We start from the raw sequence: 23051 nt of genomic DNA, 5'->3' as shown, positions 1-23051 counted from the left end.
CTCAGCGGCCGAGCAGGCGGGCCAGGCCGTCGCGCAGCGGGGTGGCCGGCGCCAGCTGGTAGCGCTGGCGCAGCAGGCGGTTGTCCGCCCGCGAATGGCGGATGTCGCCGGGGCGGGCTTCGGCATGGCGCACCGGCGGCAGCTGGCCGAGCACCTCACCGATGGCCGCCAGCAGCTGGTTGAGGCTGATCGACTGGGCATGGCCGACGTTCACCGCCTCGCCCACCACCTCGGCGCGGGTCAGGCCCTGCACCAGCAGCGGCACCAGGTCGGCCACGTAGAAGAAGTCGCGGGTCTGCTCGCCGTCGCCGAACACCGTGATCGGCGCGCCCTTCAGGGCCCGCTCGGTGAAGATGCTGATCACCCCGGAATAGGGCGAGGACGGGTCCTGGCGCGGGCCGAAGATGTTGAAGAAGCGGAAGATCGCCGGCTCCAGGCCATGCTGGCGGCGGTAGAAATCCAGGTAGTGCTCGCTGGCCAGCTTGTCCGCGGCGTAGGGCGTGAGCGGTGCCTTGGCGGTGTCCTCGGTGACCGCAACGCCTTCGCCGTTGTTGCCGTAGATGGCGGCGCTGGAGGCGAACAGCACGCGGCGCACGCCGGCCTCGCGCATGGCTTCACAGACATTCAGGGTGCCGATGAAGTTGCTCTGGTGGGTGGCCACCGGGTCGTCCACCGAGGCCTGCACCGAGGCCACCGCCGCCAGGTGCGCCACCGCCGCGCAGCCGGCCACGGCGCGGCGCACCAGTGCGGCGTCGGCGACGTCGCCCTCGATCAGTTCGACGCGGGCATCGTGCAGCGGCAGGTTGCTGCGCTTGCCGGTGGACAGGTTGTCCAGCACGCGCACCCGGTGGCCGGCGGCCAGCAGGGCATCGCACAGGTGCGAGCCGATGAAGCCGGCGCCGCCGGTGATGAGGATCAGGGAGTCGGACATACGGGCCTCAGGCGTGACGGTAGTAACGGTCCAGCAGCGCCGGCAGGCCGGCGCGCCAGGCCCTGGGCTTGATGCCGAAGGTGTGCAGGATCTTCTTGCAGGCCAGCACCGCGTGCTGCGGCTCCTCGGCCGCATCGGGGCGCGCGGCATGGGCCTGGGGGGTGATCTCCTGGACCCGCAGCGGGTGGCGCGTGCGCGCCTCGCCGAGCAGCGCCTGGCCCAGGGCCAGCGGCGTGGTGGCCTCGTGGGCGCCGTAGTGATAGATGCCCCAGAGCGGGCTCTGGCAGTCCAGCTGCTTGAGCACGGCGAGGATGACCCGCGCGGCGTCGTCCACCAGGGTCGGGTTGCCACGGCGGTCGTCGGCCATCAGCAGTTCCTGGTCCTCCGCGGCACGCTTCAGGAAACGGCCGAGCAGGCCATCGGCGCTGTCGTCCAGCAACCAGCCGAAGCGCAGCAGCACATGCCGCGGGCAGGTGGCGCGCACGCTCTGCTCGATGCGCAGCAGGGCCTGGCCGCGCTGGCCCAGCGGCACCGGCTCGTCCTTCTCGCTGTAGGCGGTGGCGCGCGCGCCATCGAACACCCGGTAGCTGGAGGGCTGCAGGAGCAGGATGTTGTGGTGCTGGCACAGCTCGGCGAGGCGCTCCACGGCGCGCTCCTGCTGGGCGAAACGCGCCGCATCGCAGCCCTCGGCCTGGAACCAGTCGTGGTAATAGGCCAGATTGATCAGCGCGTCCGGGCGGGTCTCGTCGAGCAGCTGGGTGAGGCTGGCGACATCCCAGCCACCTTCCGGCGGGCGCGGGGCGAGGAAGCCGATGTCCTCCTCGGCACCCTGGCGCACCAGCGCCTGACCCAGGGCATTACCCCCTCCCAGCAACAACAGCCGCATTCGCATGATTTAGCACAAGACCCGACAGACCCGAAGAAGCCCCCGCCTGGCGACGGGGCGAAAACGGCATTCTGCGGGTTTCGCGGTGGCGCGTCACTAGCGCGGACCGATCACGGCCCCGTCACGCCTGGAAGAAGCTCACGCGGCTGCTCAGCTGGGTGGCCAGCCCCGCCAGCTCCCGGCTGGCCGCCGCCACCTGCTCCGAACCGACCGCCGTTTGCCGAGTCGCCAGGTGGATACGGCTGATATTCTGGCTCACCTCCTCGGCCGCCTGGCTCTGCTGCTCCGAGGCGCTGGCGATCTGCGCGTTCATGCTGTTGATCGCGCTGACCTCCTGGCGAATCCTGGCCAGCGCGTTCTCGGCCTGGCTGGTCTGCTCCACCGTCTGCCGGGCCAGATCCCGACTGGCATGCATCACCGCGGCGGCCTTGCCGGCGCCATCCTGCAGCTTGCCGATCATCTCGCGAATCTCGCGGGTCGATTCCTGGGTACGGCTCGCTAGGGAACGCACCTCGTCGGCCACCACGGCGAAACCACGGCCATGCTCGCCGGCGCGGGCCGCCTCGATGGCCGCATTGAGCGCCAGCAGATTGGTCTGCTCGGCGATGGAATTGATCACCTCGATGATGGTTTCGATGTCGGCGCTGTCGTGGGATACCTGCTGCACCGTGACGGCCGCGTTCTCCAGGGTTTGCGCCAGGTGCTGGATGCCGCCGGCGCTGTCCTTGACCAGGCGGTCCCCCTGGTCGGCCTCGCTGTCGGCATTGCGCGTGGCCGCGGCGGCAGTGCCGGCATAGTTCGCGACCTCGCTGACGGTGGCCGCCATCTGGTTGACGGCGGCGGCCATCTGCTGCGCCTCGTCGGACTGCAGGCGAATCTGCTCCTGGTTGCTGTCGGCGGTCTGCTGCAGCTGCGCGGCAGCCGCCGCCAGCTGCTCGGAGGCGCTGCGCACCTGCACTATGGTTTGCGCCAGGTTGCCCAGGCTGCCATGCAGGGCCCCCATCACGCTGTCCGGGTAGCGGGTGTCCAGCTTCTGCTGCAGCTGCCCCGCCGCCAGGTTGCGGATCGCCTCGGCCACCTGATAGGGCTCGGCACCCAGGGTGGACTTCAGCTGGCGGATGATCACCAGCGAGATGACCACACTGAGCACGGCACTGATCAGCGTCGCCAGCAGGATCAGCCACTTGAAGCCGGTGGCGGCCTCACGCACGGCGCCGACCTTCTGGTTGACGATCGCCTCCTGGAAGTCGATGAAGGCATTGATGCGCCTGAGCCATTCGCTGTAGGCGGGGGAGACCTCATCCAGCAGCAGGCGCACGGCACGCTCGCGCTCACCGCCCTGGCGTTCGACGATCAGCTGGCCAGTCAGGGCCAGGGTGCTTCGCTCGATCTCGTTGATCTGCTCCAGCAGGCGCCGCTCCTGGGCAGAGGCGCCCGTATCGGCCACCAGCGCACTCATCGGGGCAGCGGACTCGGCATAGAAGCCGGCCAGGCGCTCGATGTCGCGCAGATGGGCCTGCAATGCCTGCTCGTCATCCACCAGCACCGCATCGCGAATGGCGATGGCGCGGTCATGCACGCTACCGCGGAAGTTGATGGCATAGCGCTGCTTCAGCGCGGCATCCTCACTGACGTCGGTCAGCGTGGCATCAATAAAGCCGACTCGCTGAACGCCGATCAGGCTGATCAGCAGCATGAGGGACAGGATCAGGCCGAAGCCCAGGCTGAGACGCAGGGCAATGCTCATGGGCGTGCGCATGATGAACTCCGGGGGCAGATGGAAAAACGACGTCAATTTGATGTCATAGCGTCATCATTGCGGTGTACATGTTTTTGATTTTTCCTATACAAGGAATAGATTTTGTATAAGCCTGTCGCGCCCGCAGTCTTCTACCCTCGCCTGGCATTGCCTCTCATCGCTCGCGCTATCACATCGCCCGCCAGGCATTTGCGGCACACTGCCCGTCGACTACCGCAGGGGGGGAATGCAGGGTGAAACCCATAGTCGATCCGCGCTATTCGGAGGCCTCGGCACCGCCGCAGATTTCCCGCTTCCTGCTGCAGCACGCACGCGCCTGCGGGCATGACCCGGCGCTGCTGTGCCGCGGGCTGGGCTTCGCCCCGGACGACCTGAAGCGGCCGGACTATCGCCTGTCCTTCCGCCAGAGCTACCAGCTGGTGCGGCGCGCCCAGCAGCTGCTGGACGACGGCGGCCTGGGCCTGACCGTCGGCAGCCGGCAGACCCCGGTGTCCTGGGGCCTGGTCGGCCTGGCCATGCTGGCCTGTGCGGACCTGGGCATGGCCCTGCAGCTGGCGCTGCGCTACCAGTGGCACATCGGCAGCCTGCTCGACTACCGCATGGAGATCGCCGGCGACCAGGTACTGGTGCATGCCACGCCGCGCTTCTTCGACCCGGAAGTGGCGGTGTTCTACCTGGAGGAGGCCTTCTCCAGCAGCCTGGCCATCGTGCGCTTCCTCGCCGGGCAGGACCTGGTCGCCAGCCGCATCGAGGTGCAGTACCCCAGGCCGGCGCACGCGCAGCGCTATGCCGAGCTGTTCCGCTGCCCGCTGCGCTTTTCCGGCGAGCACAACCTGATGCAGTTCCCGCTCGCCTGGCTGGAGCTGCTGCTACCGACCCGCGACGACTACGTGGTGGCCGAGGCCTGCCTGCTGCTGGACGAGACCATCCGCCACGACCAGGGCCTGAGCGACCTGGTCGAGACCATCGAGCGCGAGGTGCGCAAGAACCTCGGTGAACCGCCGGCGCTGGGCCAGCTGGCGCGCCAGCTGAACCTGAGCGAGCGCACCCTGCGCCGGCGCATCGGCGAGGCCGGCCTGAGCTACTCCGGCATCGTCGACGAGCTGCGCCGCACCCGCGCCCTGCAGCTGCTCGGCCAGCGCGACAACCGCCTGATCGACGTGGCCTGCGCCACCGGCTTCAGCGACGTGCGCAACTTCCGCCGCGCCTTCAAGCGCTGGACCGGGGTCACGCCGCGCACGGCGAAGCAGCGCATCGCCCAGGAGCCCTAGCACCGGCTCGCCTTGGCCGGCACGGGCTTCAGCCTTCCTGGTAGACCGGCCAGCGCTCGACGATCCGACCGCCGCGCACGGCCAGCAGGTCGCCGAACTGCAACAGCACCGACTCGCTCTGGGTCGGCCGCAGGAACACCTGGTCGTCCACCCGCAGCCCCGCCGCCGGCGAGGCGTTGAGCAGCTCCTGGTTCGAACTGCGCCCGTACAGGCCGCTCAGCTGCAGCCCGGCCGGCGAGGCGAAGTCGGCCTGCCAGTTGCCGCCATAGATGAAGAAGGTCTCGCGCCGGTTGACGTCCCACCAGGCCAGCAGCCGCGACTTCTCGTCCAGCGCCGGCAGGCGCAGCGCCCCGGTGCTCTTCAGCACCGGCGTGGCGATGTATACCGCCGGCACATGCTCGGCCAGCGACGGTAGGTCGTAGTGGCTGGGCTTGAGCAGGCCGGTGCCGATCGCCACCTCGCTGCTCAGGGTCTCCTGCTCGTGGGCACGGTAGCTGGGGCTGCCGGCGGTGTTCAGGGTCAGGCCCTCGCGCCACAGCGCGGGGAAGCGCTGGCGGGTGAAGTCCACGCAGCCCTGGTAGCGCGCCATGACCTTGGCCAGCAGCTCGTCCGGGGTGCCGAGCAGCGCCGGCAGGTTCATCCCGACGAAGGGGTCGTAGCCCATGAAGCCGGCGAACTGCAGGTGCTGCGGATGGTCCGCGATCAGCTGCAGCAGCGGCGCCAGCGCCTGCGCCTCGCCCACCCCGCCGCGATGCAGGCCGACATCCAGCTCGATGTTGATGCGCAGCCGCGTGCCCAGCCCCCGGGCCAGCGCCAGGTACTGCTGCAGGCGCGCCGGGTCGAAGGGGCCGCGGTGCTGCTGGTAGAACAGCTGCGCGGAGCGCACCGGCAGGGGCTTGCCGAGCAGGATGTCGGCCTCGGGAAACAGCCGCGCATCGTGGTTGAGGAAGGGCTGGTGGAAGGACATCAGGCGCTGCGTGCCGAGGCGCTCGCCAAGGTAGCGCAGCAGCTCGGGGGACGGCAGCGACTTCTCCACCAGGCGCAGCTGCTTGCCGCTGCGGGCGAGGAACTGGCGCACCACCTCGATGTTGTGGTCGAGCCGGTCGAGGTCGATCAGCAGCACCGGGCGCATCGGCCCGTTGGCCTGCAGCTCGCGGTTGAGCGCCTGGAAGTAGGCGTCGTGCGGCTGCCCGCGATCTCCCGGGCGCAGCCAGGCGGCCGCCAGCAGCCCGCCGGCGGCCCCCAGCCCGCCCAGCAACAATGCACGTCGTTTCATGCTCATCCCTCAGGCGAGGCCGAACAGGCCGGCCAGGTGTGCGTTGACGAAGCGCCCCTGGGGGTCCAGCGCCTGGCGCACCTCGGTGAATTCCTGCCAGCGCGGGTATAGCGCCTGCAGCTGGCGCGCGCCCAGGCTGTGCAGCTTGCCCCAGTGCGGCCGGCCCTGGTACTTCCAGAAGATCGGCTCGATGGCGGCGAAGAAGTTGTGATGGTCCATCGCATAGTGCTGGTGCACCGAGATCGCGCAGCTGTCGCGGCCCTCGAACATGCTCAGGGGAATGTCGTCGGCCTTGATGTAGCGGTACTCGATGGGGAACCAGGTGCGCAGGTTGCCGTCGTCGATGCGCTTGAGGATCTCGCGCAGGCAGGCCGGGCCATGCTCGGCCGGCACCGAGTACTCCATCTCGTTGAAGCGCACGTTGCGCACGTTGGCGAAGACCTCGTGGGAGGCGCCCACGCGGTCCTCGAAACTGGCCAGGTGGCGCAGGTTGTTGAGCAGGCTGCGGCGCAGCTCGGGGAAGTCGCTGAGGTGCTTGTCCAGCCCCTCGATCAGGCCGATGAAGCCGTTGCCGCCCTCCTCGTCCGGCGCCAGCGGCGGCGTCGCCGGGTCCTCGGTCTCGTTCAGCGCCACCGCCAGGGCGTAGTCGGAATGGGTGACCACCAGCATCTCCCAGTGCTGGTTGTCGCGCTTGAGGTTGTCGACGTCCTCCAGCAGTTCCTCGGTCCTGGCGATCCACTGGCGCTCGCGCAGGCGATAGGCAGTGCGGTTCTGCAGGCGCACGCGGGTCACCACGCCCAGCGCGCCGAGCGACACGCGGGCGGCGTCGAACAGCTCGGGACGTTGCTCGCGACTGCAGTCGAACACCTCGCCGCTGGCGCTGACCAGTTGCAGGCCGCAGACCTGGGTGGAGTAGGAGCCAAACTCGATGCCGGTGCCGTGGGTCGAGGTGGCGATGGCCCCGGCCAGGGCCTGGTAATCGATGTCGGCCATGTTGACCAGCGCCTGGCCGACCGCCTGCAGCGGCGCGCCCATCTGCGACATCGGCGTACCGCCGCCGAACTCGGCCTGCAGGGTCCGGGCGTCGTGCTCGAGCAGACCGGCGAAGTGGCTCAGCGACAGCAGGGTGCCATCGGTGGGCACCAGCGCGCTGAAGGAATGCCCGGAGCCCACCGGGCGGATCTTGCCCGGCGCCCGGCGGATGGCCTGCACCAGCTCGTCGAGGTCCCTGGGGGCCAGGCGCTCCAGCGGCAGGCAGCTCTGCGCCCCCGACCAGTTGCGCCAGGGCATTGGCCGCGCCGCGCCGGCCGGCTCGGCCCACAGGCCGCGCCCCGGCAACGCCAGGAGGGCGCCCAGCAGGCTGGCACGCTGCAGCAGTTGGCGACGCGAGAACGGCAGGCCCATGTCAGCGCTCCTGCGCCGCGGAGGCGCCCGCCATGAAGGCGATCAGCGCGCGGAATTCCTGCTCCGAGCACTGCATGCACATGCCCATCGGCGGCATGCCCTGGAAGCCGTTGATGCTGTGCTCCAGCAGGGTGTCCATGCCCTTGTCCAGGCGCGGCGCCCAGGCCGCGACATCGCCGCTGAGCGGTGCGCCGGCGGCCGGGTTGGCATGGCACTGCCGGCAACTGGCGCCATACAGTTGCGCCAGTGCCGCATCCGCCGGCATGGCCTGCGCCGCTACGACCGGCGACGGCGTGCCGGCCTCCTCGCCGCAGCCTGCCAGCCCCACACACAGCCCCAGCACCGCGGCCCGACCGCGCCAGCCCCTGCCCCACCCTGCCCGCATAGCCCTCTCCCACGCTCGCTGTCGTTACGATGCCATCACACTAGAGCAGCACCCAGCGACAGATGAGGGCCCAAACGGCCAGCCAAGCGCCTGTTCGCGGCCAAGGCGTGGCGCCGTTCAGTCGAAGCTCAGCTCCACCTTGGTCCACAGGGTGCGCCCCGGCTCGTCGATGGCCACGGGGGCTGCCGGGTAGCCGAAACCGGCGTTGCCGGCCAGGTTGAGGTTTTCGGCATAGTCCTTGTCGAACAGGTTGTCGACGCCGGCGCTGAGCTTGACCTGCTCGCTGACGCGGTAGGCGCCATTGAGCGAGAACACGCCGAAGCCGGCGCTCTTGCCGAGGTCACGGCCGACCACGTTGCCCTTGCCCTCGTCCACGCGGTTCTGCTGGGCCACCACGCGCCACAGGGCGCCGGCACTCCAGGACTCACGCTCGTAGGTCAGCCCCAGGCGCGCTTCCAGCGGCGGCATCTGCGGCAGCGCCTCGCCATCGGAACTGTTCTTGCCCCAGGCGTAGGCCAGGGTGGCGTCGGTCTTCCAGGTGTCGGTGAGGTCATAGGCGACACCCAGCTCGCCGCCCATGATGCGCGCATCGATGTTGTCGGCCTGGGAGACCAGGCTGCCCATCATGTTGCGGCTGTAGCTGAACAGAATGTAGTCGCGCACCTGGCCGACATAGCCGGATGCCCAGGCCTGCAGGTCCTCTCCGGCGTACTGCACGCCGAAGTCGAGCTGAGTGGTCTTCTCCGGCTCGATCCCGGCGAAGGCGTTGACCTCGCCCTCGGGAGCGCGCTTGGGCGAGAACAGCTCCCAGTAGTCGGGGAAGCGCTGCACATGACCGATACCGGCGTAGAGGGTGGTCGGCGAGTCGGCCAGGTCATACTCGTAGCGGGCAAAGCCGCTGGGCAGGGTGTCGCTGCGCTGCTCGCCGGCGGTCGGGTTGGCCTGCACCATGCTCATGTGGGTGACGGTTTGCCGGTAGTCCGTGGCGTCGGCACGGTCCAGGCGCGCGCCGCCAATCACCCGGCTGCGCTCGGCGGCCTGCCAGGTCAGCTCGGCGAAGGCGCCGTAGTTGTGCATCACCGAGTCCTTGGTCCAGGGGAACTGGTCGGCATCGCTGTACTGCGCCGGCTGGCCCATCATCGGCATGCGGTAGCGCGAGGCGCGGGCGCGGTGTTCGCTGCGCAGCGCATCCAGCCCGGCGACCAGCTCGACCTCGCTCCAGGCGAAGGTGGCCGCCACGCGTGCGCCGGTGGTGCGGCGGTCGACCTGCGAGGCCATCGGCATGGGCATCATGCTGCTCGGGTCGGGATCGCGCAGGCTGAAGTTGTCCATGATGTGGTCGGCATGGTTGTAGTAGACCTGCGCCTCGACCTTCTCCAGCACGCCGCCCAGGTTGCCCTTGTCGAAACGCAGGCCGAGGCTCTCGCGGGCGAACTGCGCACCGTCCATGCCGCGCCCGGCGTAGCGTGCCTCGCCATCGCCCTTGCCGGCGCTGAGTTCGAGCAGCGTGTCGGCGTCCGGCGTCCAGCCGATGGCCAGGTCGCCGTTCCACTTCTTCCAGCGCGACGGCACGGTATCGCCGTCGCCATCCTCGTAATCATCGGACTGCGCCTGGTTGCCGGCGAAACGCAGATAGCCCTGCTCGCCCCCCGCGGCAGCATCCAGCACCTTGTCGAAGCGGCCGTTGGAGCCGGTGAGCAGGCTGGCATGCAGACGCGTGCCGAGCTCGCCGAAACGCTCCGGCTGGCGCTCGAACAGCACGGTACCGGCCGAGGCACCCGGCCCCCAGAGCACGGTCTGCGGCCCCTTGATCACGGTGAGCTGGTCGTAGGTCTCGGGCGAGATATAGGAGCTCGGGGCGTCCATGCGTCCCGGGCAGGCGCCCAGCATCAGGCCGCCGTTGCTGCGCAGGTTGATGCGTGAACCGAACATGCCGCGCAGCACCGGGTCGCCATTGCTGCCGCCACTGCGGATGGCGGAAAAGCCGGGGATGGTCTTCAGGTAGTCGGTGGCGTCACTGGCCGGCACCGGCTGGCGGGCGTCCTTGGGATTGGCGCTCACGGTCAGCGGCGAGCTCTGCTGCACGGCAGTGACCACGCCAGGTGCCAACTCGACATCGGCGGAATCGGCAGCGAGGACCGGTGCAGCGATGGCCATCGCCAGGGTAGAGAGGATGAAAGGCAGACGGCAGCCACGTGCCGGCACGAATACGGATGCGTTCATGGTGTTTCCTGAAAAAAGACAGCGCTATGCCCTCGCACGGAGGGCGCTTAATGGCTGGATCAGGAAATGGCGGGGGGTGCCCTGCCGGGCGGCGCCACCAGGAACGGCGGGCTGAGGCTCAGCGCCTCGGCGAAACGCGGCCGCTCGGGGGCGGCGACCGGAGGCGGCGGTGGGGTGAAGGGAAACGACTGCAGGCTGGCCAGCTGTGCGCCGCACTGCACGCAGGGCAGCTGCTGGGCGGCCAGGCCGGCGTCTTCCTCGCCACCGATCTGCCACTGCAGACCGTGCGAGGTGCACATCAGCATGAAGGCCGCATCGCTCATCTGCGGCAATGCCCACAGCGGCATGCTCACGCGCAGGAGCATGCCCACCAGGGCAAAGGCGTAGAGCCAATCGCGGAAATTGCGGCTGAGCGGGTTCATGGGCCGGGCATTCTAGCGCCCCGACCCGGGCGGCGCGCCGGACACGGCGTCGCACCCCGCAGACAACAAAAAGCCCGCACGGGGCGGGCTTCTCGTGGACCTTCGGCCAGGCTTAGAACGGAATATCGTCGTCGAAGCTGTCGAAGTCCTGGGCCGGCTGCTGGGCCGCCGGTTGCGGCGCCGGGCGCGGTGCGGCCTGCTGCGGGGCCGGGCGCGACTGCTGCTGGCGCGGGGCGTAGTCGCCACCGCCTTCCTGGTTGCCACCGCGGCCGCCGAGCAGCTGCAGGGTGCCGTTCATGTCGACCACGATCTCGGTGGTGTAGCGCTTGACGCCGTCCTTCTCCCACTCGCGGGTCTGCAGACGGCCTTCGACGTAGCACTGGCTGCCCTTGCGCAGGTATTCGCCGGCGATCTCGGCGAGCTTGCCGAAGAACACCACGCGGTGCCATTCGGTGCGGTCCTGCTGCTGGCCGGTCTGCTTGTCCTTCCAGCTATCGGTAGTGGCCAGGGTGATGTTGGTCACCGCATTGCCATTGGGCAGGTAACGGGTTTCCGGGTCGCCGCCGACGTTGCCGATCAGAATGACTTTGTTAACCCCACGGGCCATTTCGTTCTCCTAAGCTGAATGCGTCTCCGCGGCCTCTTCGAGCACCTGCTCGAGCAACGCGCGGTCCAATTGTTGGGTGTCCACTTTGATGTACAACGCGGCCTCCTCGGCCACCACGATGGCGTCGCTGACGCCGGGTATCGCGAGGAGTCGCCCCACCAGTCCGCTGTCGGCCAGCGCCGTCTCGGCAAGCGGGCGGCGCAGACTGGTCACATAAGGCGGCTCGCGCATAGTAGCAGCTGCCAGCAGCCAGAAAACCCCCAGCGCCGCACAGCCGACGAATACCAGGCCGAGGCCGCCATGCTGGTACAGCCAGCCGCCGAGGATGCCGCCCAGCGCGGCGCCGAGGAACTGGCTGGTGGAGTACACGCCCATGGCCGTGCCCTTGCCGCCGGCCGGCGCCACCTTGCTCACCAGCGAAGGCAACGAAGCCTCCAGCAGGTTGAAGGCGGTGAAGAACAGGATGAAGCCCAGCACCAGCGTCGAGAGGCTGTGGCCGAAGGCCCAGAAGTACAGCTCGCAGAGCACCAGCACCAGCACCGCACCGGAAAGCACGCGCTTCATCTGGCGCTTCTTCTCGGCGTAGATGATGAACGGCACCATGCCGAAGAAGCCGATCAGCAGGGCGCTGAGGTAGACCCACCAGTGCTCCTCCCTGGCCAGCCCGCCCTGCTCCACCAGCGCCAGCGGCAGCACCACGAAGCTGGCCATGAGGATCGCGTGCAGCACGCCGATGCCCAGGTTCAGGCGCAGCAGCTCGGGGTTGCGCAGGGTCGGTCGCAGCGCCTGACGGGCGACACCGGACTCGCGGTGCTGCAGCGTGCGGGAGGCGCGCGGGACGAAGGCGGCGATGATCAGCATGCCCAGCAGGGCCATGCCGGCGGTGGCCCAGAACAGCCCGGAAAGGCCGAAGGCGCGGGTCAGCAGCGGGCCGACCACCATGGCCACGGCGAACGACAGGCCGATGCTCATGCCGATCATGGCCATGGCCTTGGTGCGGTGCTGTTCGCGGGTCAGGTCCGAGAGCAGCGCCATCACCGCCGCCGAGATGGCGCCGGCGCCCTGCAGCACGCGCCCGGCGATCACCCCCCAGATGGAGTCGGCGCTGGCCGCCAGGGCGGCGCCGGCGGCGAAGATCAGCAGGCCGACGTAGATCACCGGCAGGCGGCCGATACGGTCGGAGAGCACACCGAAGGGAATCTGCAGCAGCGCCTGGGTCAGGCCGTAGGCGCCGATGGCCAGACCGATCAGTGCCGGCGTGGCGCCGGCATAGTCCATGCCGTAGGTGGCCAGCACCGGCAGGACCATGAACATGCCCAGCATGCGGAAGGCGAACACCAGGGCCAGGCCGCTCGCGGCGCGCGTCTCGCTGGCGCTCATGCGTTCGCTGTGCGGATCGTGCATGGAAAAACCCTGAACAAATTGGCCGGCGATTCTAGCAGCCATCCCCGCGCCGATACAGGCGCGGCGCTTTGCCGCGTGCCAGCCCGCGGCCGTATACTGCGTGGTTTCCGCCCGCCCACCTGCGAGGCCGTTCGTGGACAAGATTCTGATCCGGGGTGCGCGCACCCATAACCTGAAAAACGTCGACCTGACCCTGCCGCGCGACAAGCTGATCGTGATCACCGGCCTGTCCGGTTCCGGCAAGTCGTCGCTGGCCTTCGACACCCTCTACGCCGAAGGCCAGCGCCGCTACGTCGAGTCGCTGTCGGCCTACGCCCGGCAGTTCCTGTCGATGATGGAGAAGCCCGACGTCGACACCATCGAGGGCCTCTCCCCGGCCATCTCCATCGAGCAGAAGTCGACTTCGCACAACCCGCGCTCGACGGTCGGCACCATCACCGAGATCTACGACTACCTGCGCCTGCTCTACGCCCGCGTCGGCATCCCGCGCTGCCCGGACCACGACGTGCCGCTGGAGGCGCAGACCGTCAGCCAGATGGTCGACCAGGTGCTGGCCCTGCCCGAGGGCCGCAAGTTGATGCTGCTGGCCCCGGTGATCCGCGAGCGCAAGGGCGAGCACCTGGCGGTGTTCGACGAGCTGCGCGCCCAGGGCTTCGTCCGCGCCCGGGTCAACGGCAAGCTCTACGAGCTGGACGAGCTGCCCAAGCTGGACAAGCAGAAGAAGCACAGCATCGACGTGGTGGTGGACCGCTTCAAGGTGCGCGAGGACCTGCAGCAGCGCCTGGCCGAGTCCTTCGAGACCGCCATCAACCTGGCCGACGGCATCGCCCTGGTCGCGCCGATGGACGATGAGGAAGGTGAGGAAATCATCTTCTCCGCGCGTTTCGCCTGTCCGCACTGCGGCCACTCGATCAGCGAGCTGGAGCCCAAGCTGTTCTCCTTCAACAACCCGGCCGGCGCCTGCCCGACCTGCGACGGCCTGGGGGTGAAGCAGTTCTTCGACGCCAAGCGCCTGGTCAACGGCGAGCTGACCCTGGCCGAAGGTGCCATCCGCGGCTGGGACCGGCGCAACGTCTACTACTTCCAGATGCTCGGCTCGCTGGCCGCGCACTATGGCTTCAGCCTGGAGGAGCCGTTCGACGACCTGGCCGCCGAGCACCAGAAGGTCATCCTGTTCGGCAGCGGCACGCAGAACGTCGACTTCAAGTACCTCAACGACCGTGGCGACATCGTCAAGCGCTCGCACCCCTTCGAGGGCATCATCCCCAACCTGGAACGCCGTTACCGCGAGACCGAGTCGGCCACCGTGCGCGAGGAGCTGGCCAAGTTCCTCAGCACCCAGCCCTGCCCGGACTGCCGCGGCACCCGCCTGCGCCGCGAGGCGCGCCACGTGTGGGTGGGCGACCGTACCCTGCCGGCCGTTACCGGCCTGCCGGTCGGCGAGGCCTGCGACTACTTCGGCGGCATGAGCCTGACCGGGCGCCGCGGCGAGATCGCCGAGAAGATCCTCAAGGAAATCCGCGAACGCCTGCAGTTCCTGGTCAACGTCGGCCTCGACTACCTGACCCTGGACCGCAGCGCCGACACCCTGTCCGGCGGCGAGGCCCAGCGTATCCGCCTGGCCAGCCAGATAGGCGCGGGACTCGTCGGAGTCATGTATATCCTCGACGAACCCAGCATCGGCCTGCACCAGCGCGACAACGAGCGCCTGCTCGGCACCCTCACCCACCTGCGCAACCTGGGCAACACGGTAATCGTGGTCGAGCACGACGAGGACGCCATCCGCCTGGCAGATTACGTGGTCGACATCGGCCCCGGCGCCGGCGTGCACGGCGGCCGCGTGGTCGCCGAGGGCACCCCGGAGCAGGTGATGAACCACCCCGACTCGCTGACCGGCAAGTACCTCTCCGGCCGCGAAAAGATCCGCTACCCGGCCACCCGCACCCCGCGCGACAAGAAGAAGCTGCTCAAGCTCAAGGGCGCGCGCGGCAACAATCTGCGCAACGTCGACCTGGAGATCCCGGTCGGCCTGCTCACCTGCGTCACCGGCGTATCCGGCTCGGGCAAGTCGACGCTGATCAACAACACCCTGTTCCCCATCACCGCCACCGCGCTGAACGGCGCCACCACCCTGGAGACCGCGCCGCACGACTCGTTCGACGGCCTGCAGCACCTGGACAAGGTGGTCGACATCGACCAGAGCCCGATCGGCCGCACGCCACGCTCGAACCCGGCCACCTACACCGGCCTGTTCACCCCGATCCGCGAACTATTCGCCGGCGTGCCGGAGGCCCGCTCGCGCGGCTACGGCCCGGGCCGCTTCAGCTTCAACGTCAAGGGCGGCCGCTGCGAGGCCTGCCAGGGCGACGGCGTGATCAAGGTGGAGATGCACTTCCTGCCGGACATCTACGTGCCGTGCGACGTGTGCAAGGGCAAGCGCTACAACCGCGAAACCCTGGAGGTGAAGTACAAGGGCAAGAGCATCACCGAGGTGCTCGACATGACCATCGAGGAAGCCCGCGACTTCTTCGATGCCGTGCCGGCGCTGGCGCGCAAGCTGCAGACCCTGGTCGACGTCGGCCTGTCCTATATCAAGCTGGGGCAGAGCGCGACCACCCTGTCCGGCGGCGAGGCGCAGCGGGTCAAGCTGAGTCGCGAGCTGTCCAAGCGCGACACCGGCAAGACCCTGTATATCCTCGACGAGCCGACCACCGGCCTGCACTTCGCCGACATCCAGCAGCTGCTCGACGTGCTGCACCGCCTGCGCGACCACGGCAACACGGTGGTGGTGATCGAGCACAACCTGGACGTGATCAAGACCGCCGACTGGATCGTCGACCTCGGCCCCGAGGGCGGCTCCAAGGGCGGCATGATCATCGCGACCGGCACCCCGGAGGAGGTCGCCGCCAACCCGGCGTCGCATACCGGGCACTTCCTCAAGCCCCTGCTGGAACGCGATCGCGCCTGACCGTCGCCAGCATGAAAAAGCCCCGCAGATGCGGGGCTTTTTTCTGGGCGCAGGTGAATCAGGCCAGGTCGAAGCGATCCAGGTTCATCACCTTGGTCCAGGCGGCGACGAAGTCCTTGACCAGCTTCTGCTTGCCGTCGGCGCTGGCGTAGACCTCGGCGTAGGCGCGCAGCACCGAGTTGGAGCCGAAGATCAGGTCGTTGCGTGTGCCGGTGTACTGCACCTTGCCGGTCTTGCGGCACTTGCCCTCGAACAGCTCGGCATCGGCGCCGGTCGCCTTCCACTCCAGCCCCATGTCCAGCAGGTTGACGAAGAAGTCGTTGGACAGCACACCGACCTTGTCGGTGAATACGCCATGGCTGCTGCCGTCGTGGTTGGCACCAAGCACCCGCAGGCCGCCGACCAGCGCGGTCAGTTCGGGCGCGGTCAGGGTCAGCAGCTGCGCCTTGTCGATCAGCATGGCCTCGGTCGGCACGCCCAGATTGCCCTTGTTGTAGTTGCGGAAGCCATCGGCAACCGGCTCCAGCACGGCGAAGGACTCGACGTCGGTCTGGTCCTGACGGGCATCGACCCGCCCTGGCGCGAACGGCACATCCACGCTGACACCGGCAGCCTTGGCGGCCTGCTCCACGCCCACGTTACCGGCCAGAACCAGCACGTCGGCCAGCGAAGCCTTGCCCGAGGCCTTCTGGATCTCCACCAGTTTGGGCAGGGCCTTGATCGCCCGCTGGTTGACGGCCCAGTCCTTCTGCGGCGACAGCGCCAGGCGCGCACCATTGGCGCCACCGCGCTTGTCGCTGCCACGGAAGCTGGAGGCCGAGGCCCAAGCCACCGACACCAGGTCGCCCACCGACAAGCCGGAGGCGGCGATCCTGGCCTTGAGGTCGGCGATATCGGCCGCGCTCGGGTTGTGCGTGGCGGCCGGCAGCGGGTCCTGCCAGATCAGGTCTTCCTTCGGCACTTCCGGGCCGAGGTAGCGGGCCTTCGGCCCCATGTCGCGGTGGGTCAGCTTGAACCAGGCGCGGGCGAAGGCCTCGGCGAAGGCCTGCGGATCATCGAGGAAGCGCTTGGATATCTTGCCGAACTCCGGATCGAAGCGCAGGGTCAGGTCGGTGGTGAGCATGGTCGGCTTGTGGAATTTGCCCGGAATGTGCGCGTCCGGAATGATCTCCGGGGCATCCTTGGCCACCCATTGCTTGGCTCCAGCCGGCGACTTGGTAAGCTCCCACTCGTACTTGAACAGGTTCTCGAAGAAGTTGTTGCTCCACAGCGCCGGGGTCTTGGTCCAGGTGACCTCGATGCCGCTGGAGATGGTGTCCTTGCCGTGGCCACTGCCGAAGTTGCTCATCCAGCCCAGGCCCTGGGCCTCGATCGGCGCGGCTTCCGGCTCCGGCCCCTTGTGCGACTCCGGCGCGGCGCCATGGGCCTTGCCGAAGGTGTGGCCACCGGCGATCAGCGCGACGATTTCCTCGTCGTTCATGGCCATGCGGTAGAAGGTGGCGCGGATGTCCTTGGCCGCCTCCAGGTAGTCACCACTGGCGTTGGGCCCTTCCGGATTCACGTAGATCAGGCCCATGTGGGTGGCGCCGAACGGGCCGTTCAGCTCGCGGTTATCCTTGATCCGCTCCGGGTCGACGCCCAGCCACTGCATCTCGGCGCCCCAGTTGACGTCCTGATCCGGTTCCCAGACATCCTCGCGGCCGCCAGCGAAGCCGAAGGTACGGAAGCCCATGGACTCCAGCGCAACGTTGCCGGCGAGGATCAGCAGGTCGGCCCAGGAAATCTGCTGGCCGTATTTCTGCTTTATCGGCCACAGTAGACGCCGCGACTTGTCGATGTTGACGTTGTCCGGCCAGGAGTTCAGCGGAGCGAAGCGCTGCTGGCCGCGACCGCCGCCGCCGCGGCCGTCGGTGGTGCGATAGGTGCCGGCAGCGTGCCAGGCCATGCGGATGAACTGCGGGCCGTAGTGGCCGAAGTCGGCGGGCCACCAGTCCTGCGAGTCGGTCATCAGTCTGACCAGATCCGCCTTGAGCGCCTTGTAATCGAGCTTCTTGAACTCTTCGGCGTAGTTGAACTTCTCGCCGAGCGGGTTGGACTTTTCCGAGTGCTGGTTGAGCAGATCCACGCGCAGCTGGTTCGGCCACCAGTCCCTGTTGGTCGTGCCGCCACCGGCGACATGGTGGAACGGACATTTACCTTGGTTCGACATCGCTCTCTCCTTTCTTCTCACCGGGTCGGTCCCATCGACTGCGGCCGACGATGGATCAAGAGTAGACCCGCCTTATCCGAAGAACCAATTTATGGAGAGTAACGACCTGATAGCTTTTCTCTCTTGATAAAGTACAAGCACGGGCAAGCTCGAAGCCCTGAAAACAAAAAACCGGGCCTAGGCCCGGTTCTTCGTGAAGCAGAAGTCGCTTATTCGGCGGCTTCTACGGCCTCGCCAGCAACCTTGCGGTCAACCAGCTCGACGTACGCCATGGGTGCGTTGTCGCCAGCGCGGAAACCGCACTTGAGGATGCGCAGGTAGCCGCCCTGGCGGGTGGCGTAGCGCTTGCCCAGGTCGTTGAACAGCTTGCCGACGATGGCTTTCGAACGGGTACGGTCGAAGGCCAGGCGACGGTTGGCAACGCTGTCTACCTTGGCCAGGGTGATCAGCGGCTCGGCAACGCGACGCAGTTCCTTGGCTTTCGGCAGGGTGGTTTTGATCAGTTCGTGTTCGAACAGCGACACCGCCATGTTCTGGAACATGGCCTTGCGGTGAGCGCTGGTGCGGCTGAGGTGACGGCCACTTTTACGATGACGCATGATTAATTCCTTACCAAACTTTCGGTTCGGTGATTACGGACGATCAGGCAGTCGCCTTATCGTCCTTCTTCAGACTTGCCGGCGGCCAGTTGTCGAGGCGCATGCCGAGGGACAGACCACGGGAGGCCAGGACGTCCTTGATCTCGGTCAGGGACTTCTTGCCCAGGTTCGGAGTCTTGAGCAGCTCTACTTCGGTACGCTGGATCAGGTCGCCGATGTAGTAGATGTTCTCCGCCTTCAGGCAGTTGGCCGAACGCACGGTCAGTTCGAGGTCGTCTACCGGACGCAGCAGGATCGGATCGATCTCGTCTTCCTGCTCGACCACCACCGGCTCGCTGTCGCCCTTAAGGTCGACGAAAGCCGCCAGCTGGTGCTGGAGGATGGTCGCGGCACGACGGATGGCCTCTTCAGGATCCAGGGTGCCGTTGGTTTCCAGGTCAATGACCAGCTTGTCCAGGTTGGTACGCTGCTCGACGCGGGCGTTCTCAACCACGTAGGCCACACGGCGAACCGGGCTGAACGAAGCGTCCAGCTGCAGACGACCGATGCTGCGGCTCTCGTCCTCGTCGCTCTGACGGGCATCGGCCGGCTCGTAGCCACGGCCACGACGCACGGTGAGCTTCATGTTCAGAGCGCCGTTGTCCGCCAGATTGGCGATCACGTGATCGCCATTGACGATCTCGACATCGTGATCCAGCTGAATATCGGCAGCGGTGACCACACCCGAGCCCTTCTTGGCCAGAGTCAGGGTGACTTCGTCACGACCGTGCAGCTTGATGGCCAGACCTTTCAGGTTGAGCAGGATCTCGATGACATCTTCCTGCACACCTTCGATGGCGGAGTACTCATGGAGTACGCCGTCGATCTCGGCCTCGACTACTGCACAGCCAGGCATGGAGGACAACAGGATGCGACGCAGCGCGTTGCCCAGGGTATGGCCAAAACCACGCTCGAGGGGCTCGAGGGTGATCTTGGCGCGGGTCGGACTGACCGCCTGAACGTCGATATGACGGGGGGTCAGGAACTCATTTACCGAAATCTGCATGGATGCACCTATTTTCTAGCCCTTACTTGGAGTAGAGCTCGACAATCAGGCTTTCGTTGATGTCGGAGGACAGATCGCTGCGAGCCGGGACGCTTTTGAACACGCCGGACTTCTTCTCAGCATCCACTTCGACCCACTCAACGCGACCACGCTGGGCGCACAGCTCGAGAGCCTGGGCAACGCGCAGCTGGTTCTTGGCCTTTTCGCGAACCGCAACCACATCACCAGCCTTGACCTGGTAGGACGGGACGTTCACGGTCGAACCGTTCACGGTGATGGCTTTGTGCGATACCAGCTGGCGGGATTCGGCGCGGGTGGCACCAAAGCCCATGCGGTAAACCACGTTGTCCAGACGGCATTCCAGCAGCTGCAGCAGGTTCTCGCCGGTAGCACCCTTGCGACGGGCAGCTTCCTTGTAGTAACCGCTGAACTGACGCTCCAGCACGCCGTAGATACGACGGACTTTCTGCTTCTCACGCAGCTGGGTACCGTAGTCGGACTGACGGCCGCGGCGAGCGCCGTGCTGGCCAGGAGCCGATTCGATGTTGCACTTGGATTCGAGCGCGCGCGCACCACTCTTCAGGAAGAGATCGGTGCCTTCACGACGAGACAGTTTGCACTTGGGACCAATGTAACGAGCCATTCTTCACTGTCTCCTATTACACGCGACGCTTCTTCGGCGGACGGCACCCGTTGTGCGGGATCGGCGTCACGTCGGTGATGCTGGCGATTTTGTAGCCGCAGGCGTTCAGAGCACGCACAGCGGATTCGCGACCCGGGCCCGGGCCCTTGACGTTCACGTCGAGGTTCTTCAGGCCGTATTCCAGAGCTGCCTGACCGGCACGCTCGGCAGCCACCTGGGCAGCGAACGGGGTGCTCTTACGGGAGCCGCGGAAACCGGAACCACCGGAGGTCGCCCAGGACAGAGCATTGCCCTGACGGTCGGTGATGGTCACGATGGTGTTATTGAAAGACGCGTGGATATGGGCGATGCCATCCACCACTGTCTTTTTGACTTTCTTACGAGTACGAGCAGCAGGCTTAGCCATGACTTATTTCCTGTCGATTCGCGGGCGCAATTACTTGCGGATCGGCTTACGCGGGCCCTTGCGGGTGCGCGCGTTGGTCTTGGTGCGCTGACCGCGGACCGGCAGGCCACGGCGGTGACGCAGACCGCGGTAGCAGCCCAGGTCCATCAGACGCTTGATCTTCATGTTGATTTCGCGGCGCAGGTCACCTTCGGTGGTGAGCTTGGCGACTTCGCCACGCAGCTGCTCGATCTGCTCGTCAGAGAGATCCTTGATCTTTGCCGCCGGATTGACACCGGTGGTTGCGCAGATCTTCTGCGCAGTGGTGCGACCAACACCGTAGATGTAGGTCAGCGAGATAACAGTGTGCTTGTTATCCGGAATGTTGACGCCTGCAATACGGGCCATTCAGTGGAACTCCAATTGACAGCTACCCACGCCCTGGAAGCCAAGAAATAGGGCGCGCGATATTAGCGCTGTAATAACAAAGAATCAACCCGGCAGCGCACTAGCTGCCGGGCTCATTACGCGTGGATCACACTCAGCCTTGGCGCTGTTTGTGACGCGGCTCCGCGCTGCAGATCACGCGCACGACGCCGTCGCGACGGATGACCTTGCAGTTGCGGCACAGCTTCTTGACCGATGCACGAACTTTCATCAGTAACTCCTAGAACCTTACGGAAACCATGTTAGCGGAGCATGCCGCCGCCATAGCCCTTCAGGTTGGCTTTCTTCATCAGGGATTCGTACTGGTGCGAAACGAGGTGCGATTGTACTTGCGACATAAAGTCCATCACAACCACGACCACGATCAGCAACGAGGTCCCGCCAAGGTAGAACGGAACGTTGGCTGCCACCTGCAGGAACTGCGGGAGGAGGCAAACGGCCGTCATGTAAAGAGCACCGAACATGGTCAAGCGGGTCAGCACGCCATCGATATAGCGCGCGGATTGCTCGCCCGGACGGATGCCCGGAATAAAGGCACCGGACTTCTTCAGGTTTTCCGCTACGTCTTTCGGGTTGAACATCAGCGCCGTGTAGAAGAAGCAGAAGAAGATGATCCCTGCACTAAACAGCAGAATGTTCAACGGCTGTCCGGGAGCGATCGCCTGCGAAATATCCTGCAGCCAGCCCAGACCCTCGGACTGACCGAACCAGGTACCCAGCGAAGCCGGGAACAGCAGCAGGCTGCTGGCGAAGATGGCCGGGATCACGCCCGCCATGTTCACCTTCAGCGGCAGGTGGCTGGTCTGCGCAGCGAAAACCTTGCGGCCCTGCTGACGCTTGGCGTAGTGCACCGCAATGCGACGCTGACCACGCTCGATGAACACCACGAAACCGATGATCGCTACCGCCAGCAGACCGATGGCAATCAGGGCGAAGATATTGATATCGCCCTGGCGTGCAGACTCGAAAGACTGCCCGATTGCCGACGGCAGACCGGCCACGATGCCAGCAAAGATCAGCATCGAAATACCGTTGCCGACACCCCGCTCGGTGATCTGCTCGCCCAGCCACATCATGAACATGGCGCCGGCCACGAAGGTCGTCACCGCCACGAAGTGGAAGCCGAAATCAGCCGAGAAAGCCACGCCCTGACCCGCCAGACCAACGGACATGCCGATTGCCTGAATCACGGCCAGCACCAGGGTGCCGTAGCGGGTGTACTGGCTGATCTTGCGACGGCCAGCTTCACCTTCCTTCTTCAACTGCTCCAGCTGCGGGCTGACAGCGGTCATCAGCTGCATGATGATCGAGGCCGAGATGTACGGCATGATCCCCAGTGCAAAGATGCTCATCCGCTCCAGCGCGCCGCCGGAAAACATGTTGAACAGGCTAAGAATGGTCCCCTCGTTCTGTCGAAACAGGTCGGCCAGCCGGTCAGGGTTGATTCCGGGCACCGGAATGTGCGCGCCGATCCGATAGACGATGATCGCCAGGAACAGGAAACGCAGTCGAGCCCAGAGCTCGGACAACCCGCCATTGCTGAGCGCGGAGAGAGCACCTTGCTTAGCCATTTAGTCCTCGAACTTACCGCCAGCTGCTTCGATAGCCGCGCGCGCACCCTTGGTGGCGGCGATACCTTTCAGGGTGACCGCACGAGTAACCTCGCCGGACAGCATGACTTTCACACGCTGTACGTTCTGGTTGATCACGTTGGCATCCTTCAGCGACTGCAGGGTTACGACGTCGCCTTCCACCTTGGCCAGCTCGGAAGTGCGCACTTCAGCGCGATCCATGGCCTTCAGGGAAACGAAGCCGAACTTCGGCAGACGGCGGTGCAGCGGCTGCTGACCACCCTCGAAGCCCGGGGCGATGGAGCCACCGGTACGGGAGGTCTGACCCTTGTGGCCACGGCCACCGGTCTTGCCCAGACCGCTACCGATACCACGGCCCGGACGGTGCTTTTCGCGACGGGCACCCGGCGCGGAACGCAGATCGTTCAGTTGCATGATTAACCCTCCACCTTCAGCAGGTAGTAAGCCTTGTTGATCATGCCGCGGTTTTCAGGAGTGTCCTGAACTTCGACGGTGTGACCGATGCGACGCAGGCCCAGGCCCTTGACGCAAGCTTTGTGGTTGGCCAGACGGCCATTGGTGCTCTTGACCAGAGTGACTTTGACGGTAGCCATGA

At 66.5% G+C, this 23051-nt stretch carries 22 protein-coding genes; 2 read left to right on the top strand and 20 right to left on the bottom strand.

All coding sequences use genetic code 11. The features are described 5' to 3' along the window. Position 1: 1 nt before the first annotated feature. The 3 genes from DMO17_RS15385 to DMO17_RS20230 all read right to left on the bottom strand — a co-directional run bounded on the left by DMO17_RS15385 (position 2) and on the right by DMO17_RS20230 (position 3576). Positions 2 to 931, bottom strand: a complete 930-nt coding sequence (locus DMO17_RS15385; RefSeq protein WP_110683361.1) for an NAD-dependent epimerase/dehydratase family protein — start codon at positions 929 to 931, stop codon at positions 2 to 4. 7 nt (positions 932 to 938) lie between these two features. Further along, a complete protein-coding gene (locus DMO17_RS15380) occupies positions 939 to 1823 on the bottom strand; it encodes a sugar nucleotide-binding protein (RefSeq protein ID WP_110683360.1) in 885 nt (294 codons plus the stop codon). 115 nt (positions 1824 to 1938) lie between these two features. After that, complete coding sequence (locus tag DMO17_RS20230) at positions 1939 to 3576, bottom strand: methyl-accepting chemotaxis protein (RefSeq protein ID WP_110683359.1); 1638 nt, start codon at positions 3574 to 3576, stop codon at positions 1939 to 1941. A 233-nt stretch (positions 3577 to 3809) separates the two neighbouring features. Here DMO17_RS20230 and DMO17_RS15370 point away from each other — a divergent pair, with 233 nt between their 5' ends. Next, positions 3810 to 4847, top strand: a complete 1038-nt coding sequence (locus DMO17_RS15370) for an AraC family transcriptional regulator (protein ID WP_110683358.1) — start codon at positions 3810 to 3812, stop codon at positions 4845 to 4847. 28 nt (positions 4848 to 4875) lie between these two features. Here DMO17_RS15370 and DMO17_RS15365 read toward each other — a convergent pair whose 3' ends face one another. The 7 genes from DMO17_RS15365 to DMO17_RS15335 form a co-directional block, all read right to left on the bottom strand. Further along, on the bottom strand, positions 4876 to 6057 hold the full coding sequence (locus DMO17_RS15365) for a DSD1 family PLP-dependent enzyme (RefSeq protein ID WP_110683553.1): 1182 nt from the start codon (positions 6055 to 6057) through the stop codon (positions 4876 to 4878). 75 nt (positions 6058 to 6132) lie between these two features. Next, the gene (locus DMO17_RS15360; protein ID WP_258371564.1) at positions 6133 to 7413 is read right to left on the bottom strand and encodes a D-arabinono-1,4-lactone oxidase; all 1281 of its coding nucleotides are present in this window, start codon (positions 7411 to 7413) and stop codon (positions 6133 to 6135) included. A 115-nt stretch (positions 7414 to 7528) separates the two neighbouring features. Beyond that, complete coding sequence (locus DMO17_RS15355) at positions 7529 to 7912, bottom strand: c-type cytochrome (protein ID WP_110683356.1); 384 nt, start codon at positions 7910 to 7912, stop codon at positions 7529 to 7531. A 117-nt stretch (positions 7913 to 8029) separates the two neighbouring features. Continuing rightward, positions 8030 to 10135 carry a TonB-dependent copper receptor gene (locus DMO17_RS15350; protein ID WP_110683355.1) on the bottom strand — a complete coding sequence of 702 codons (2106 nt, stop codon included), beginning with the start codon at positions 10133 to 10135 and terminating at the stop codon, positions 8030 to 8032. A gap of 59 nt (positions 10136 to 10194) precedes the next feature. Beyond that, positions 10195 to 10557, bottom strand: coding sequence for a hypothetical protein (locus DMO17_RS15345; protein WP_110683354.1), 363 nt, complete (start codon positions 10555 to 10557; stop codon positions 10195 to 10197). 112 nt (positions 10558 to 10669) lie between these two features. After that, positions 10670 to 11164 (bottom strand): single-stranded DNA-binding protein, encoded by a 495-nt coding sequence (locus DMO17_RS15340; protein WP_021703063.1) that lies wholly within the window; start codon positions 11162 to 11164, stop codon positions 10670 to 10672. A gap of 9 nt (positions 11165 to 11173) precedes the next feature. Continuing rightward, complete coding sequence (locus tag DMO17_RS15335) at positions 11174 to 12568, bottom strand: MFS transporter (RefSeq protein WP_220034082.1); 1395 nt, start codon at positions 12566 to 12568, stop codon at positions 11174 to 11176. A gap of 133 nt (positions 12569 to 12701) precedes the next feature. Between DMO17_RS15335 and uvrA the strand changes: the two genes are divergently transcribed. Beyond that, positions 12702 to 15536, top strand: coding sequence for an excinuclease ABC subunit UvrA (gene uvrA, locus DMO17_RS15330; protein WP_110683353.1), 2835 nt, complete (start codon positions 12702 to 12704; stop codon positions 15534 to 15536). A gap of 58 nt (positions 15537 to 15594) precedes the next feature. Here the strand turns inward: uvrA and katG are convergent, their stop codons facing one another. The 10 genes from katG to rpmD all read right to left on the bottom strand — a co-directional run bounded on the left by katG (position 15595) and on the right by rpmD (position 23049). Continuing rightward, on the bottom strand, positions 15595 to 17745 hold the full coding sequence (gene katG / locus DMO17_RS15325; RefSeq protein ID WP_110683352.1) for a catalase/peroxidase HPI: 2151 nt from the start codon (positions 17743 to 17745) through the stop codon (positions 15595 to 15597). Between the two features lie 209 nt (positions 17746 to 17954). Then, on the bottom strand, positions 17955 to 18344 hold the full coding sequence (rplQ, locus tag DMO17_RS15320; protein ID WP_110683351.1) for a 50S ribosomal protein L17: 390 nt from the start codon (positions 18342 to 18344) through the stop codon (positions 17955 to 17957). Positions 18345 to 18387: 43 nt separating this feature from the next. Next, complete coding sequence (locus DMO17_RS15315; protein WP_110683350.1) at positions 18388 to 19389, bottom strand: DNA-directed RNA polymerase subunit alpha; 1002 nt, start codon at positions 19387 to 19389, stop codon at positions 18388 to 18390. Between the two features lie 22 nt (positions 19390 to 19411). After that, positions 19412 to 20032, bottom strand: coding sequence for a 30S ribosomal protein S4 (rpsD, locus tag DMO17_RS15310; protein ID WP_110683349.1), 621 nt, complete (start codon positions 20030 to 20032; stop codon positions 19412 to 19414). A gap of 16 nt (positions 20033 to 20048) precedes the next feature. Further along, positions 20049 to 20438, bottom strand: a complete 390-nt coding sequence (rpsK, locus tag DMO17_RS15305; protein ID WP_021702690.1) for a 30S ribosomal protein S11 — start codon at positions 20436 to 20438, stop codon at positions 20049 to 20051. Between the two features lie 30 nt (positions 20439 to 20468). Next, positions 20469 to 20825 carry a 30S ribosomal protein S13 gene (gene rpsM / locus DMO17_RS15300; RefSeq protein ID WP_021702691.1) on the bottom strand — a complete coding sequence of 119 codons (357 nt, stop codon included), beginning with the start codon at positions 20823 to 20825 and terminating at the stop codon, positions 20469 to 20471. Positions 20826 to 20958: 133 nt separating this feature from the next. Then, entirely contained in the window at positions 20959 to 21075 is a 117-nt protein-coding gene (gene rpmJ / locus DMO17_RS15295) for a 50S ribosomal protein L36 (protein WP_043217073.1), read from the bottom strand. Positions 21076 to 21106: 31 nt separating this feature from the next. After that, a complete protein-coding gene (secY, locus tag DMO17_RS15290; protein WP_110683348.1) occupies positions 21107 to 22435 on the bottom strand; it encodes a preprotein translocase subunit SecY in 1329 nt (442 codons plus the stop codon). Continuing rightward, a complete protein-coding gene (rplO, locus tag DMO17_RS15285) occupies positions 22436 to 22870 on the bottom strand; it encodes a 50S ribosomal protein L15 (protein WP_110683347.1) in 435 nt (144 codons plus the stop codon). 2 nt (positions 22871 to 22872) lie between these two features. Continuing rightward, complete coding sequence (rpmD, locus tag DMO17_RS15280) at positions 22873 to 23049, bottom strand: 50S ribosomal protein L30 (RefSeq protein ID WP_110683346.1); 177 nt, start codon at positions 23047 to 23049, stop codon at positions 22873 to 22875. Positions 23050 to 23051: the final 2 nt, after the last annotated feature.

Origin of the sequence: Aquipseudomonas alcaligenes (assembly GCF_003205495.1) — a bacterium.
In the GTDB taxonomy this organism is placed as follows: Bacteria; Pseudomonadota; Gammaproteobacteria; order Pseudomonadales; family Pseudomonadaceae; genus Aquipseudomonas; species Aquipseudomonas alcaligenes_B.
Note: the sequence above shows the minus strand (reverse complement) of the source record. Positions and strands in the feature narration are given on the sequence as shown.